Below are 13,434 nucleotides of genomic sequence, written 5' to 3'. Positions count from 1 at the left end.
CTCCTCATTCGGGTTTTAAAAATTTTCTAAGTTGTGTGCCTAGCCCTTCACAGGCGCCGGCCTGAACGCGGGCGATAAGCGGTATGGGCACAACAATGGCCGGCATATAGGAAGTGCCTGAGGCGTCTGCGCTGATTTTCCCTACCACCTTGCCCTGGTCGAAATCCCAGATGGTGGCTTCATAGGCCGATTCTTTCTCCCAGGTGCCAAAGCCGAAACAGCCGGCACCGCCTGGCCCTACCGAGCAGCCAATGGAGCCTGCGCTACTTGTGGTTTCCGTGTGGCCATCAATCCAGATAATGTAGTGAACATCATATTCACGCAGCACGTGGGCCACGTCGTCGCGCTGGGCCAAGCGATGCAGGCTGCGCACAGACATTGGTGCAATGCGTGGTTCAAACCAGGGGTAGACGCTGTCGATAAACTCGTTTTCGGGAATTACCGTTACATCGCCGCCGCGGCTAATTTCGCTGCCAATGCAAGACACCAGATCGGGTTCTGTTTCGTAATCACTGGAGTGGCGCCTGCCGAGAACTACCACGCTGTCTGTGGCATCCAGTGTGGCATTGCCGCGCTTGAATTCATCTACAGTGACCGAGGTGCAGCCTGCGAGTAGACAAAGCAGGCTGAAGGTTAACAATGTGAATAGCGTTTTCATCATAGCGTCTCCTCATCATCGGGGGCTATGGGTACGGGGTGTTTGGGCGGGGCAACAGGTGTGCGAGGGATCGCTAGCCAGGCTTTGATTTCGGGCACACGGTCGAACCCTGTGACAAAGCTTGCGCCAGCATCACGCAACGCCATCATCACGGCCTGGTTAAGTGCATCGTCTTCGGATTTTAAAAACGCGGTGGGTGTTTTGCCGTAGGCGGGCATTATCCAGTCTGCCACCAGCGAGCCTTGGTTGTCGTACACCTGAATGCTGTACTTAATCCACACCTCAAATATGTTTACTTTGGTTTCCCGGGGCATGGCGTACTGGAACTCTTTTACCCTTGGCAGAATAACCAAATCTACCAGTGCCGGTTGATCGGCCTTGGGCAACTTTTCAAGCGTCTCTACCCGGGTAAACATGGCGTGCATGAGGTTATCCAGCAGCTTTTGCTGGGCACCCCCTGTGCCAATGGTCCATTTCAGGCGATCTTTACTCTTCTCTTCGTATTGGAAGGTTTGAAATCTTTCATTGGCCACCACACCTACAGATAGCGGTTTTTTGTCTACCAGTGGCATTGGTACATCACCTTGCACTTCTACTTTTCCTGCACAGCCGCTGATCAGCAACACGAGGGCTGCCATGAAGACAGGGAAGCCCCGGCGGTTGCCATTGGGCCCGCGGCATGTGAGGTGCGAAAAAAATGGCTGTGTGATCATGATTAACGCTGCCTCTTGTAATCGTTCAGGCCGACAAAGGTGCCGCCGTTTCGGTAGGTAAGTTCACGCATAAGTGCGGCAAAGCGGTAGACGCCTTGCCGGTTGGGTACGCGCGGGTCGAACTGTACGGGAAAGCCCACAGCGTGAATGCGTACGCGCGGTTTGTTGTTGGCACTGTTGTGGTTGAGCCTGTCTACTATGTCTACCACCTGGCCAATGGATCTGCCGGTAAAGTCATCGCCCATTACATAGATGCTCACGCGCTTGCCCGGGTCGTAGAAGGTACGCACGGCTTTCTGGATGCCTTCAACAGGGCTTGAGTTGCTGAATGGGTTCCAGTTGCGCAGCCGATTGATGATTGCAGTGCGACGGGTGGGGCTGTCGGTTATCCATTCATCGCGCAATGAGGTGAACATGTACTGGCCCATGTCGTTCATCACCTGAATACCCTTTACCGAGGGGTAGATATCAAGAATGGCGATCATTTCATCCATCATGCGTGGCCAGGCAAAATTAAACATACTGCCTGAGGTATCAATAATGAAAATGATGTATTCGCTGTCTACGGGAATGCCGCCAATGATGTTGTTTTGCCGCGCAAATTGATTGCCTAACAGCCGCTGCATTTCTTCGGTGAGGCTTTGGGTTGCCCGTGCCAGTTTGCCAAGCTCGCTGTCGTCGCTACTGGCCTGGCGTGCAAGCGAAGCATAGCGCGCTTCCAATTCCGTTAATTTGCCACGCAAAATGGCAATGCGTTCGGTTTCGCTATCGAGCTGCTCGTGTTTGGCATTCAGGTCGCGATTTAAAATGGTGGTTTCACCGCGTATTTCAAACAGGGCCCGCTGTAAATCGGCTACTTGACCTTCGCGGTCTATTTGGGTTTCTTCCAATACCACAATGGGCACAGTCTTGGTGATCATCAGCAACAGCACAATCGCGCCAAAGCCGCAGCAGATGACGTCTAGAAACGACACATTAAATTCATCGGTTTGCCGTTGCTTGCGTTTCATTAGGGCCAATCCTTCGATGGGCTGATAAACGAGCCGTTAGTTGCGATTGCCAAGTACCAAAAGTGCGCCGCCGCCATTGGGTCGCCCTCCATGGGTGCCAAAATCACATTCACAGGCACCCCGGGCGGCAGCAGGCTGGCGGCGCGCTGAAACAGCTTTTCACGTTCGGGCCCGGTAATGGTATTACGGCTGGGGCGGTTCATGCCTTGGGTGGGCAGGCCGTCGGTAAGCAATATGATGTTGTCGGGCCGCGGGTTGAGTGCGTTAACCGCCTGAAAGGCACGCTCAAGGCTGGTGCCACCTGCGGGCGTGGTTTTTCTCAAATTAACAATAGCCAATTCCAACTGCTTTTGATCCGATACCCTGAGCCACTGGCCTTGGGTGTCGGCCAGGGCCGGGGTGACATGGGTATTGAAGCCGTAGATCTGGTATTGGCTTTGTTGCGGCAGTTGCGCGGCCAACCATTTCACAGCGGCCAGGCTGCGGCGCCATTTTGGGGCTTCGCGTTTTAACTCATCGCTCATGTTGCGCGTGCGAATTATATTGATGAGCTTTTCATCGAGCATACTGGCGGAGGTATCTACCAGAATCAGAATGCGCGCGCCGCCAAGCTTTAGGCCGGTGAGGTATTGCCGGTCGCCCTGGCCAAGAAACTGCAGCGCATCCTTGCCGCGCTGTTGGTCTTCGGCTTTCAAGCGTTCAATTTCCGTTTGCAAACGTTCACGCTCTTCTTTTAACCGCTGGATTTCCGCTTCAATATCCTGGTTGGAAAACTCGCCCAGTTTGCCCTGGGTGCGATTGATATCTTCGAGTATACGCCGGGCCAGCCCCTGGGCCTCTACGTGCTGTTGGTCTAGCGCGGAGAGCGTATTGCGCAGTGCCACAAGGTTTTGCTGACCTTCGCTTACTTCCTCTTGCAGCTTTTCTACCTCAGCGCGCAGGTAGTCGGTGCTGACATCGGCGCGGGTATCTACATCGTGTTTAATAATTAAAAAAATCAGCGCCACTGCACCAAAGCCACAGGACATGATGTCGAGAAACGAGAGCGAAAAGGTAGAAAAGCCCCGCTTACGCGCCATGCTCACTCCCGCTTACGTGAATGCAGGTGGCTTTCTGCTGGCCTGTGTGTAGCTGATCTCCAAGCTTGAGTGGGTGGGTATTTTCAATGGCCTCGCCGTTGATTTTAAGCGCGCCTTCACCAACGCAATGCCAGTGGGGCGCGCGGTATTCAAAGCGTGCGGTAATGGGGCCTGCAGGTGAACTTGTGAGCTCGCCACTGGCCGTCAGTGCCAGGCCTGGTTGTAAGCGGTGCGCCCGGTGGTTGACCAAAAGATGGGTCACGGGGCTTGTGTGATTGAGTGATTCGCGGGTGTTCGCTTCTTGTTGCGTGCCGCCTGCAAAGCCTTGGAGGTTGCTTACCGGCAGGCTTTGCAGCAATTGAATGCTGCCGCTGTTGATTAAGCCCTGGGGCAGTTGGTCTACTGCCGTGGCAAGCAGGTTTTTATCCAGCGCGTAGCCCTCAAGGCCCGGCAGTGCGCGTGCGATGGGTGTGAGCAATACCTGGCCCTGCAAGCTTTGCAGTTTGGTGTGCAGTGCGCGGTATAAATCACTCACATCACGGTGCTGTATTTCAATTTCGTGCCCGTCGATATCGAGCCCTGCAGCTGGGCCTTTTTGCAATTGTGCTATGCAGTCAGCCCATTGGTTGAACAGGCGCTGTTCGCTTTCGGCACTGTGCAGTGGGTCGTAGCGGGTTTGATCAATACAAAGGCGGGCGACTTTTTGCAGCCAGGCCTCTTTAATTTTGTTGAGCCCAAGTTCCGGGAAATCCCACTCCTGTTGAATAACCAACTGGCCATTGTGAACCCTTAGCTCGGTAATGTGCGCCTGGTGCAGGCAAAGGTCCAGGTGCAAAAAGGGCCCTTTGCCGAGGCCCTGAGTGAGTGCCCCCAAAGTGTGCAACAGCGCTGCGTGAATAAATCCCGCAGGCTCGGCGCCTGCTGCCTGCAGCATGCCGGCAAGCAGCGAGTATTGCTGTGCCTGATAGCGGTAACTGGGTGCAACCAGCAGGGGCGTGCCTTGTGCCAGCGGTGCAAGCCAGCGGTTTAGTTGCCAGTAGGCGAGGTCTGCGTGATGGCGGTAATCGGGGTTTGGCAGTTTTAAGGGTTGCTGGTGCAGTTGTGCCCAATGCTGGTTGTAAGCCGCCAGCGGAGTAATGCGTAGGCGCGCCAGCGCTTGTTCACCGCTGAGCACTTGTGTGCCTTCAAATACCAGTTGCGCGGGTTCGCATACCAATGGCTCGCCTTGGCTTACGAGCTGCACTTGCACATCATTGAGGTACAACAGGCTGGCAGTCATGGGTTAATCTGCCTTTAACTGTTTGAGAAGCTTTTCATCGCAATAGCCTTGGGTGTCTAGCACCAGTCGCTCTTGAAGCAGTTGTAACTGATGTGTGAAAAACATGATGATGATGCTGAGCACCAGCGCGACAAAGGTGGAGTTAAAGGCCACGCCCAGGCTCACGGTAACACCCGCAATGTCGCCTTCAACCGCGCGATGGGCCTGACCCAATGCTTCACCAATACCGCGCACGGTACCGATAAACCCGATAGAGGGAATGGCCCAGGCAATGTACCTGACCATGGCCAGTTCACTGTCGAGCCGGTCTGATTCTGATTCACACACCTCTTTTACAACCGCCGCGGTATCGCCAATATCGCGCGTTGAGCCAAATCGTTGCAGGGCGGCGTTCAGGGCCCGGGGCAATAATCTGCCCCTTTCTGCATCTGGCAGATTTTCCAGGCTGCGCGAGAGTGCACGGGTGTCTTCGGGCAAGACACTGGTGCCGTTATCAATGGGCAGTAGGCTTTTATCCAGCAGCCTGCGTTCATGTACGCCGTTGCGTGCTTTCATCGCCATGATGGCCATGGCCCACAGCATCAGCACAAAACACGCCTCTTGTTCGTAATCGCGCAGTACCACGTAAAAAGAACGCTGCACCACGTAGGATTCACCGGCTGCTTGTCGCTCCAGTTGCTCTTCAAGCATGGCGTTGGCCGTGGGCCGAATCAGCGACACATAAATGGCGTGCACAATGATCACCGAGAGCAGCAGGGCAAATACCTGGAAGATAAAATCGGAACCTGTTTGTCGTCTCATGTCCGGTCCTTTCGGTTAGATGTCCACGGGGAAGGAAACAGAAAGGTCTTCTGAAATCTCTTCAGTGGGCGTGTAGTTAGGGGCGGTTGCCGCCTGCGGTGCGGCGGGTTGTTTTGGTTGTGTGGCCTCAGTGCCTGTGGCGGCTGTGTCTTGCGCGGGCGTGTTATTGGCGGCGCCGTTTGCATCGCTTGCCTGTGCTTTTTGGGCATCTGTTGCAGGCTCAACAGCGAGCGCGGCGGGGGTGATTAAGGTGAGCACCAGCAGTGGCGCGGCCACCAAAGTGTAAAAGCCTGGCCGGGTTATTGGCATTATTTATCCTCCTGTTTGCGCGGCTCAACAAAGCGCGCAATGCGAAAGCCCAAGTCTGGCCGCTTGCTGTCGCCATAGTCGCGGTAGGCCAGGCGGAGTTCTGTAATGCCGCCGTGGGCCCAGCTTGAGCCACGAATCACATGGTAGTCGCCGGTGGCCGGGCCCAAAGGGTCGCGCTCGGTTTTTAAAGCAAGCCCTGTGCCCACACCATAGAAGTCGTGAATCCACTCGGCTGCGTTGCCGCCTATGTCGTACATGCCTTTTTCATTGGGCGGGAATTTACCCACCGGAGAGGTAACCGGGTAGCCATCGTTGTAGTCCAGCAAAATGAGCCCCAATAACTGCGCGGCACTTCGGTCGCCGTAGTTGCCGCTGTTGGGCGTGGGCGGCAGTTGATCGCCCCAGGGGTATTTTTTATTGCCTTGTTTGTCTTGTACGCGGGCAAGCCATGACCACTCGGCCTCTGTTAACAATCTAAAGCCCGTGGCATCCGGGTTGAAGCCGGTAATTGCGCCTTTTTCTTCAATGTAAAAGGGCGGCAGCTTGGCATTTTCAGACAACCAATTGCAGAATTTAGCCGCCTGCGCCCAAGTGATATTGACCACCGGCTGCTGCTCACTGAACAGGCTGTTGCCTTTGACGTGGTTGGAGGAGTGAAAGCGCTCGAATTTTACAAAGTCTGCGTTGGTAACCAGTAAGGGCGACACGTAAAAAGCACGGCTTAGTGAAATTTGGCGCAAATTTTCATTCGAGCGGCGCCCCTGTTCGCGGCGCGATGAGCCCATGTTGAACTGGGCATTCGGGCGGAATAGGGTGAGGATTTGGCCGGTGGCGGTGCGTATTTGTTTGGGGATTTTGTCCCACTTGGCTTGATCTAGGGTGCGCAGGCGCACGTTAATTTTTTGCGTGAGCAGAGGTTTGGGCGTTACCTCTGCCTCAAAGGTTTCATAGCCCTGCTTTTTAACGCTCAACGCGTGTGGGCGTGCGGGCAATGAAACGGTTTGGTTGGCGCGGCCAAACAAGCGGCCATCAACGTACAGCTCTGCATCGTCAAAGTTTGCGGTGATATGCACCTTGCCAAGTGCCGGGGTGAGTTTGAGATTCAGGGATTTCTCGCTGCCCGATTCTATGCTTACCTGCCGGCTGGCCTCTTCGTAGCCCTCTTTGAACACCTTCAGGGTGTGTGGTGTTTTCGGCACCAAGGCGATGTCGAGCGGGGTTTGCCCTAAAAAGTTGCCATTTAGCGTGACACTTGCACCGGCCGGTTGGGTGCTGAGGCTGAGCTTACCGTCGGCTTTTTGCAGGGTGATGGTAGGCAGTGCCAGCGATTCTCCGGCTTTAAACTCGAACATATCCTGCCAGATTTTATAGCCCTCTAGGGCCAGCATCAGTTGTTGCTCACCTTGCAGAATTTCAAATTTGCCCGGCGTCACCCCTAGTGTGTCGCCACCCACTTGCAAGGTGGCCCCGGCGGGCTCTGTGGTTACGGCGACCTCGGCCCAGGCCGGGCTTAGGGTAACGGCCAATGTTTGTAATTCATCTTTGCCGGTAATGGCGAGGTTTTGTTCAAAGGGCAAATGGCGCGGGTGTAGCACTTTAATCGTGTGCAGCCCCGGGGGTATGTCGCCAATTTCCTGGCCGGCAAAGCCTGCCGGTTGGTCATCAATCAGTATTTCTACGTCCGGGCCTGTAGGCTGGCTGGTAACCAGCAAGCGCCCCGGCAATTTTTCCAACTCGTAACGAAATTGTTGCTCGGCATCACGGCCTACAGTGAGTGTTTGCTCAAGATCGTAGTAGCCTTCACTTTGCAAGGTGATCTGGTAATCACCGGGAAACAGCAGCCAGGTGTTGGCCAGCTGTAAGTGCAGGCCGCCAGCCAATTGAATGTGTGTATTGGCGGGCAGGGTGACAAAGGTAACTGAGCGCGAAAGCATAAGCAGCACAACAACCATGAGCCCAACGGCCAGCGGCACGCCAATGGCGAGCTGCCGACGGCTGGGGCGCCAGCGCTTTTGTTGTTGTGTACCCGCACTGGGGGCGAAAGGTGTGGGTTCAATAATTTCAGTTTGTGGGGCTGCCTGGCTATTGTTATCTGGCGGTGTTTCCCGTTGCGTCATGATGTCCTCATGTTCCTGTGGGGCTAGCTGCCCAAAGCAATTTTTTCAGTGCAGCGAATCTCCACCGACACCTGATTTTCGTTCAGCCCTACCACAAATTCTTCGCGCACATCGCGATAGCCCGGCCGTGAGCCCACGGCCACATAGGTGCCTGGCTTAAGTGCCATCACGTGTTGTTCAAAATTGCCGATGCGCCCCACGTGAAAAATAGTGACCTGGGTGAGGTTGTCTGATTGCAGAATGACCTGCCGGGGTTGATCTACCTTGGCCAGCAGTTCGGCAAGTTGAGTGCGTTGATCATCAAGCCTGGGGCCTGATTGATTCAGGGCATTGAGTTCAGCGAGCGTTTGTTGGGCGGCGGCGTAATTTTCAGGTTTGTTTAAGGCCAGTGGATTTTCCAGCGCGTGCAGGGTACGCTTTTCCAGATCTGCCCGGGCATCGGTGCGCAGTTTGCCCACTACGGCATCTACCAGGGTGCTGTCTTGGACCAGCAGTGCCTGGTAGAGCTTGTTGGCCTCAAGCCACTTTTCGTCGGCTTCTGCGGCACGGGCCTGGGCCAGTTTGTTGTTGATGCTGGTTTGCAGGCTTTGGTTGTTTACCTGCTGCAGCGCTACGGGTACGGCGTCATCGTTGGGTTTGATGGCGCCTGCTGCCTGAAAATGTTTGCGCGCCCCCGCGAAGTCGCCTGCATCCATTGCCTTAAAGCCTGCAGACATGGCGCGGGTAAAGTTGCGATCGCGCAGCTTGGTTTCAATGTTTGTGAGAGCCGCTTGCGCGAGCGGCGAGTTTGGATCTAGCGCCAGCGCTTCACGGTAGCTGGCGCGCGCCTTTTCCCAGTGATCGGTTTTTTCTTCAAGGCGACCCCGGCGCAGCAGGTCCAACACGGCCTCTAGGGATTCGGCGCTGCGTAAACCCGTTTGCGCTTGTTCATTGTTTGGGGCAATGGCCAGCGCAAGGCTAAACGCGTGAGTTGCAGTGGTTGCGTCTTTTTCATCGAGCGCGCTTTGGCCCGTTGCCAGCTGCTCTTTAAGCGCCTCGCTTGCCTGTGCTTTCAAGGCTTGTAATTGCGAGAGGGTTGCGCGGTAGTTTTCCTGGGCGATAGTAAACTCCCGCTGGCGGTAGTATTCATCGGCTTTGGCGGCGGTATCCAGGGCGTCTTGATAGGGCTTTGCGCCCCATTGCTCTACCTGCTGGCCCTCCAGCTGGTCTTGCAGTTGTAACACCTTGTTTAAAATTTCTTGTGCCTGCTTGCGCTCGCGGGCGAGTTGGGCGTCGGCAAAGGGCGACTCGGCGGGCGCGGCTTTTGTGCTTGGCGCAGGGGCGGTGATGTCTGCCTCGTCTATGGCCACTGGCCCCACGAAGTTCGGCAGAATAAAAATGACAAATAGCATTAGCGCAATCAGGATTCCGATTGCCGCATATTGAAGGCGCGACTGCTGCCACCAAGGCAGCGCTTGTTGGTCGTTCATGCAGTTACTTACTGATTAGGGCCCCGTGCTCCATGCGCGAGGCTGGGTCTTGTCAAGGCGGCCTTATACGCCAAGGCCGCATTCAGATTAATGTATCTGTGCTTTTTATTATAAGCCTGTTTCAGCTTTATAGATTTCTTTTAGCAATTCACGCCACTGGTCGTACTGGTTTTCCACGGTGCCAGAGAGGGTGATAGTGCGATCTTCCAGCTCAATCACCTGCGGCTCAATGGCGGCCTCCAGTGAATCGCCGAGTTCTATGAGCATGTCGCTGTGCATCTTGGCTTCTTCGCGTTTATCGAAACCGCTTTTTACCATGTAGCCACCGGCGGCAACCGCTACCTGGCCTGCAACCCGCCCGGAGCCGCTGTTGTTACCGGCAGCGGCAATGCCGCCCACGATGGCGGCAATACCGGCAATGGTGCGGGTTGTAGCTTGGCTCTCCAGTTCCCGCTGGGTGATGACGGCATCGTAGCTTTCGGCGCGCCAGGTTTGGTAGGGGCCATCCATTTCCCGCACGAAGGTGCCGTAATAATCTTGCAGGGTATCTACAAACAGGTAGTCGCGTTCGCGGATGCGTCTCACGCGGTTGAGCATCGGGTCATCGGCGGCAGGCAGGCGCATCACGGCAAAGCGGCCGTCTTTGGTTTCTTGCAGATGGTCGCTAAAGGCCTGGGGCGAGAAATCGCGGGCAAAGCGCAGCTCGGCAATGGTGCGCAAATTGCGGGTTTCGGTGTCGGTCAGGGTGCGCTGGAAGGCCAGCATGTCGTTGGCAATCTGGTTGTAGATACCCTGAAACGGGTCAACATCTTTCACCAGGCGCTTGTTGTAGGCGTAGTGACTTGCGGTTTCATGATAGGTGCGCGCAAACCATTCCCGGCCGCTGATATCCAGCACTTCTAACGCAAGCTCCAGCTGCTCGCCATCTGATTGCACAATTTTTGCGCGCACAGTGACATCGCTGTTTTTATTGGCGGCAGGTACCACCCGCACGGCGCCCCATGCGGCCGACGACTGCAGGGTTTCCGCCAGCATTACCGGCATATAGCGCGATTCGGCCCGGCGCACCTCGGGGAACACGAGGTCATCCGAGTCGGCGGCATCGTCAATGCCCGGGTCAAAAATCTGGATGCCCACATCGAGCAGCAAATGCTCGGGTATCTCTTGTGATACCCGTTCAACGGGCACGTGATTGGTGGACTTCACCTTGTGGATGCTGCACGCGGCCAGTGCGCCTATTAGCAGGCTGAACAGGGCCAGTTGCAGGGCGTAACGGTGCTTCATTGCGACCCCTTCGCGGTTTGGTTTTTATATTTGCGGTATTCATCCCAAAGCTTTTCACGCAGGGCCGGGTCTGTTTCGCGCATGGCGGCCTCGCGAATTTGGCGGGCCACTACGTCGTCGTCATCGCCTGTGGGAATGTCTGGCGGTGGTGCCGCCACCGCCACTGTGCGGTATTCGCCCTGGCGGCTGGTGCCACCCTCGGGCTGGCTGCCATTGCCATCGCCCTGGCCCTGCGCCCCTGGCGTGCCTGCTACCTGGCCGCCGCGTGGCCCGCCTTCAGAGGCGAGATCCCCTTCATCAAATATAGGCCCTTCTACTTGTTGTACGTCCTCTTCGCTGCCTTTTTGATTGCGCCGGTTGGCGATGTAGTCGCGCTCGCGCAGGATCATGCCGTCGTAGCTGGCAATGGTGGTTTCAAACTGGTCGTTCAGGCTGCCGGCGCTGGCACCACTGCCCCCGGGCTGCTGGCCGGGCTGGCCTGCTGGCGCACCGCCAGGCCCAGGGCCGCCGGCAGTTTGTTGATTACCGCCGGCAGTTTGTTGCGCACCGCTTGCGGGTGTTTGGCTGCTGCTGGCGGTTGTGCCCGCCGGTGCACCGCTGCCGCCTGCCTGCGCAGTGGCAGGATTTGCATTGGCGCGCTGGCCGCCTTGGGCACTGGCGCTAGACTGGCTCTGGCTCTGGCTCTGGCTCTGGCTCTGGCTCTGGCTCTGCTGGGCGCTGCTGCTGGCGGCTGTGCTGGCTTCTTCTTCCGAGAAATCGATTTCTTTGGGTTTGCCTTGGCCCTGGCTCATGCCGGCATCGTTAATGTCGGCAGTTTCCGGGCTTGGGTTACCCTGGGCGCCTTGCTCGGTGGATTGCTGGCTGCCATCGGCACCTTTTGTTCCGGCGTTTGCCTGGCTGGGGGCAGGAGGGCTGAATACATCGCTGCCCTGGTCCCCTTTTGGTTGGCGCGAGGGGCTGCTAGAGGCGCTACTTTGGCCCGTGCTTTGGGTGCTGCTTGGCTGCGACGGGCTTTGTTGGCCGCCACTGGTCTGGCTTTGTTGGGGTGAGCTTTGCCGCCCGGACGACTGGCTGGGTGAGCTTTTGGATTGCTGGCTGCTGCTGGAAGGGCTGCTGGGTGTGGGTGGCTGTTGCTGCTGGCTTTGTTGCTCTTGCTTACAGCCCACCATTGCCAGTGCAATCAGCATGGAGGCGGCGGTAATCAGTTGAGGCTTCCAGGGCAATTTGTTCATTGTTTATTGTCCGAAAACAGGTACCTGTGGGTGACATCTTTAGTGGCAACCGCTTCGCCGTTTTCAATGCGTGGGCGAAACTTTGTTTGCTTTAAGGTGCGGCGCACGCGGGATTTGTTGCGGTCGTCATCGGCGGGGTGCGCGTCAACAATTTCTATTTTGCTGGCGCGACCGTAGGCATTGACGTTGAATTTGGCCAAAACATAGTGCTCGGTATTGATGTCTGAATTGAGCTTGATGTCTATTAATGGCAAGTCCGGCAGCGGCTTGGGTTTACCGAACAGGCCGGCAATTAGGGCTGGGTCTGCGTTTTGATCGAGCAGTTTCTGGTAGCTGTCTTGGTAGACTTCCATTGCCGAGTGCCATTTGCCAAACAGCAGATGCCAATCACCCAGCGCCACTTGTGCGTTAACTTCGGAGGCGGGCGGTGCATCCGGGTTGTTGCTGTAGATGTCTACCATGCGGTTGATGGCTGCGCGGCCACTGTTGTAGCTATTAATAATGTACTGCTCAAGCTTGGCATGGTCTTCCTCGCTTGCAGGCTTCGATCCATTAGACATCGACATCCGGTTTTGGTTCGAGACTTTGTAGGTGGCCAGAAAGTAGCTGGAGGCAGTGAGCCCGCGCAAGGGTTCTATCATGCGCAGGTCGTTTTGCCCGTAGGCATTGCTCACAATATCCACGGCCACTTTATACAGGTTGTGTGCGTTGATCAGGTGGTAGAACACCCCGTTACTTACATTAAGCGCGTAGGCATTTAAGTGCCAATTGCTGAGCTTGTTGATAATGGGCAGCATGCGCGGGTCGTCGGTACCGTAGTTGCGGCGGTGCAACCAATAGAGGTATTGATAGCGATCGTTGGCATCTTCCCATTCGCCAATGGCAATCTGGCTTTCAATGAGATCTTCCAGAATGGGCGCCTGGCCCATGTCGTAGAGGCCGTAGTTAATGCGCTGGATGTGCATGGCACGTTTGAACAGGTCGATGGCTTCATCGTGCTCGCCCACACTTTGCAACTGCCGCCCAAGGCCGCTCAAGTGTTGCGAAAGCTGCACATCGTAGGCGCCGTATTCGGCCTCTATGTCTTCAATGGCATTCAGGTAGGCGCGCGCAGTGGGTGGGGCTGCGTCTGCCGATTGAATAGGTGTCAGATTATCTTCGCCACTTTCATCGGGGGAAATCAGGTAATCGGTTGCCGGGCTTGTACTATTGGCCTGTGCGGCCAGGCCCCAAAGGCTGAACAAACAAACCACCAAGACGTAGATACATTGGAAATACTTGTTCACAGTTACGCCGCTCATGTCAGTGAATGAATGTCGGGTCTTTACTTCTTGTAAAGTGTGTAACGTCATCTGGGTTGCGCCCATCGCAGGCGGCTGTTACCGAGTTGATGTCGTTTAACGTCCCTAAACACAGCACCGCGTTAGTGTACTTACGGCGCAAGCCCAAAAAGGGATGACACGCACCCCAATTACGCAGAGGT

General features: G+C 55.9%; 12 protein-coding genes. All 12 read right to left on the bottom strand.

Features of this window, described 5'->3' with window-relative positions; translation table 11 throughout:
- Positions 1-4: 4 nt before the first annotated feature.
- The 12 genes from L1F30_RS10820 to L1F30_RS10765 all read right to left on the bottom strand — a co-directional run bounded on the left by L1F30_RS10820 (position 5) and on the right by L1F30_RS10765 (position 13,237).
- Entirely contained in the window at positions 5-661 is a 657-nt protein-coding gene (locus tag L1F30_RS10820; protein WP_253356096.1) for a hypothetical protein, read from the bottom strand.
- The gene (locus L1F30_RS10815; RefSeq protein ID WP_253356095.1) at positions 658-1,296 is read right to left on the bottom strand and encodes a hypothetical protein; all 639 of its coding nucleotides are present in this window, start codon (positions 1,294-1,296) and stop codon (positions 658-660) included. The genes L1F30_RS10820 and L1F30_RS10815 overlap by 4 nt, the downstream gene beginning before the upstream one ends.
- 77 nt (positions 1,297-1,373) lie before the next feature.
- Positions 1,374-2,381: a vWA domain-containing protein gene (locus tag L1F30_RS10810; RefSeq protein WP_253356094.1), complete on the bottom strand. Its 1,008-nt coding sequence runs from the start codon at positions 2,379-2,381 to the stop codon at positions 1,374-1,376.
- Positions 2,381-3,460 (bottom strand): vWA domain-containing protein, encoded by a 1,080-nt coding sequence (locus tag L1F30_RS10805; RefSeq protein ID WP_253356093.1) that lies wholly within the window; start codon positions 3,458-3,460, stop codon positions 2,381-2,383. The genes L1F30_RS10810 and L1F30_RS10805 overlap by 1 nt, the downstream gene beginning before the upstream one ends.
- A complete protein-coding gene (locus L1F30_RS10800; protein ID WP_253356092.1) occupies positions 3,450-4,739 on the bottom strand; it encodes a hypothetical protein in 1,290 nt (429 codons plus the stop codon). The genes L1F30_RS10805 and L1F30_RS10800 overlap by 11 nt, the downstream gene beginning before the upstream one ends.
- A 3-nt stretch (positions 4,740-4,742) precedes the next feature.
- Complete coding sequence (locus L1F30_RS10795; RefSeq protein WP_253356091.1) at positions 4,743-5,540, bottom strand: MotA/TolQ/ExbB proton channel family protein; 798 nt, start codon at positions 5,538-5,540, stop codon at positions 4,743-4,745.
- A gap of 15 nt (positions 5,541-5,555) precedes the next feature.
- Complete coding sequence (locus tag L1F30_RS10790) at positions 5,556-5,849, bottom strand: hypothetical protein (protein ID WP_253356090.1); 294 nt, start codon at positions 5,847-5,849, stop codon at positions 5,556-5,558.
- A complete protein-coding gene (locus L1F30_RS10785; protein ID WP_253356089.1) occupies positions 5,849-7,966 on the bottom strand; it encodes a PEGA domain-containing protein in 2,118 nt (705 codons plus the stop codon). Before L1F30_RS10785 ends, L1F30_RS10790 begins: the two co-directional genes overlap by 1 nt.
- 23 nt (positions 7,967-7,989) lie before the next feature.
- A complete protein-coding gene (locus L1F30_RS10780; protein WP_253356088.1) occupies positions 7,990-9,435 on the bottom strand; it encodes a tetratricopeptide repeat protein in 1,446 nt (481 codons plus the stop codon).
- A 108-nt stretch (positions 9,436-9,543) separates the two neighbouring features.
- A complete protein-coding gene (locus tag L1F30_RS10775) occupies positions 9,544-10,719 on the bottom strand; it encodes a hypothetical protein (protein ID WP_253356087.1) in 1,176 nt (391 codons plus the stop codon).
- Positions 10,716-11,951 carry a hypothetical protein gene (locus tag L1F30_RS10770; RefSeq protein ID WP_253356086.1) on the bottom strand — a complete coding sequence of 412 codons (1,236 nt, stop codon included), beginning with the start codon at positions 11,949-11,951 and terminating at the stop codon, positions 10,716-10,718. The genes L1F30_RS10775 and L1F30_RS10770 overlap by 4 nt, the downstream gene beginning before the upstream one ends.
- Positions 11,948-13,237, bottom strand: a complete 1,290-nt coding sequence (locus tag L1F30_RS10765; protein WP_253356085.1) for a tetratricopeptide repeat protein — start codon at positions 13,235-13,237, stop codon at positions 11,948-11,950. Before L1F30_RS10765 ends, L1F30_RS10770 begins: the two co-directional genes overlap by 4 nt.
- Positions 13,238-13,434 lie beyond the last annotated feature (197 nt).

The sequence above is a fragment of the Simiduia sp. 21SJ11W-1 genome, from assembly GCF_024138675.1.
Taxonomy (GTDB): Bacteria; Pseudomonadota; Gammaproteobacteria; order Pseudomonadales; family Cellvibrionaceae; genus Simiduia.
This window is presented reverse-complemented; position numbering and strand designations above follow the sequence as displayed.

What these genes read in the sequence shown, in the direction of transcription:
- L1F30_RS10820 (WP_253356096.1), bottom strand. Translation starts at nt 661, where the DNA reads ATGATGAAAACGCTATTCACATTGTTAACCTTCAGCCTGCTTTGTCTA.
- L1F30_RS10815 (WP_253356095.1), bottom strand. Translation starts at nt 1,296, where the DNA reads ATGGCAGCCCTCGTGTTGCTGATCAGCGGCTGTGCAGGAAAAGTAGAA.
- L1F30_RS10810 (WP_253356094.1), bottom strand. Translation starts at nt 2,381, where the DNA reads ATGAAACGCAAGCAACGGCAAACCGATGAATTTAATGTGTCGTTTCTA.
- L1F30_RS10805 (WP_253356093.1), bottom strand. Translation starts at nt 3,460, where the DNA reads ATGGCGCGTAAGCGGGGCTTTTCTACCTTTTCGCTCTCGTTTCTCGAC.
- L1F30_RS10800 (WP_253356092.1), bottom strand. Translation starts at nt 4,739, where the DNA reads ATGACTGCCAGCCTGTTGTACCTCAATGATGTGCAAGTGCAGCTCGTA.
- L1F30_RS10795 (WP_253356091.1), bottom strand. Translation starts at nt 5,540, where the DNA reads ATGAGACGACAAACAGGTTCCGATTTTATCTTCCAGGTATTTGCCCTG.
- L1F30_RS10790 (WP_253356090.1), bottom strand. Translation starts at nt 5,849, where the DNA reads ATGCCAATAACCCGGCCAGGCTTTTACACTTTGGTGGCCGCGCCACTG.
- L1F30_RS10785 (WP_253356089.1), bottom strand. Translation starts at nt 7,966, where the DNA reads ATGACGCAACGGGAAACACCGCCAGATAACAATAGCCAGGCAGCCCCA.
- L1F30_RS10780 (WP_253356088.1), bottom strand. Translation starts at nt 9,435, where the DNA reads ATGAACGACCAACAAGCGCTGCCTTGGTGGCAGCAGTCGCGCCTTCAA.
- L1F30_RS10775 (WP_253356087.1), bottom strand. Translation starts at nt 10,719, where the DNA reads ATGAAGCACCGTTACGCCCTGCAACTGGCCCTGTTCAGCCTGCTAATA.
- L1F30_RS10770 (WP_253356086.1), bottom strand. Translation starts at nt 11,951, where the DNA reads ATGAACAAATTGCCCTGGAAGCCTCAACTGATTACCGCCGCCTCCATG.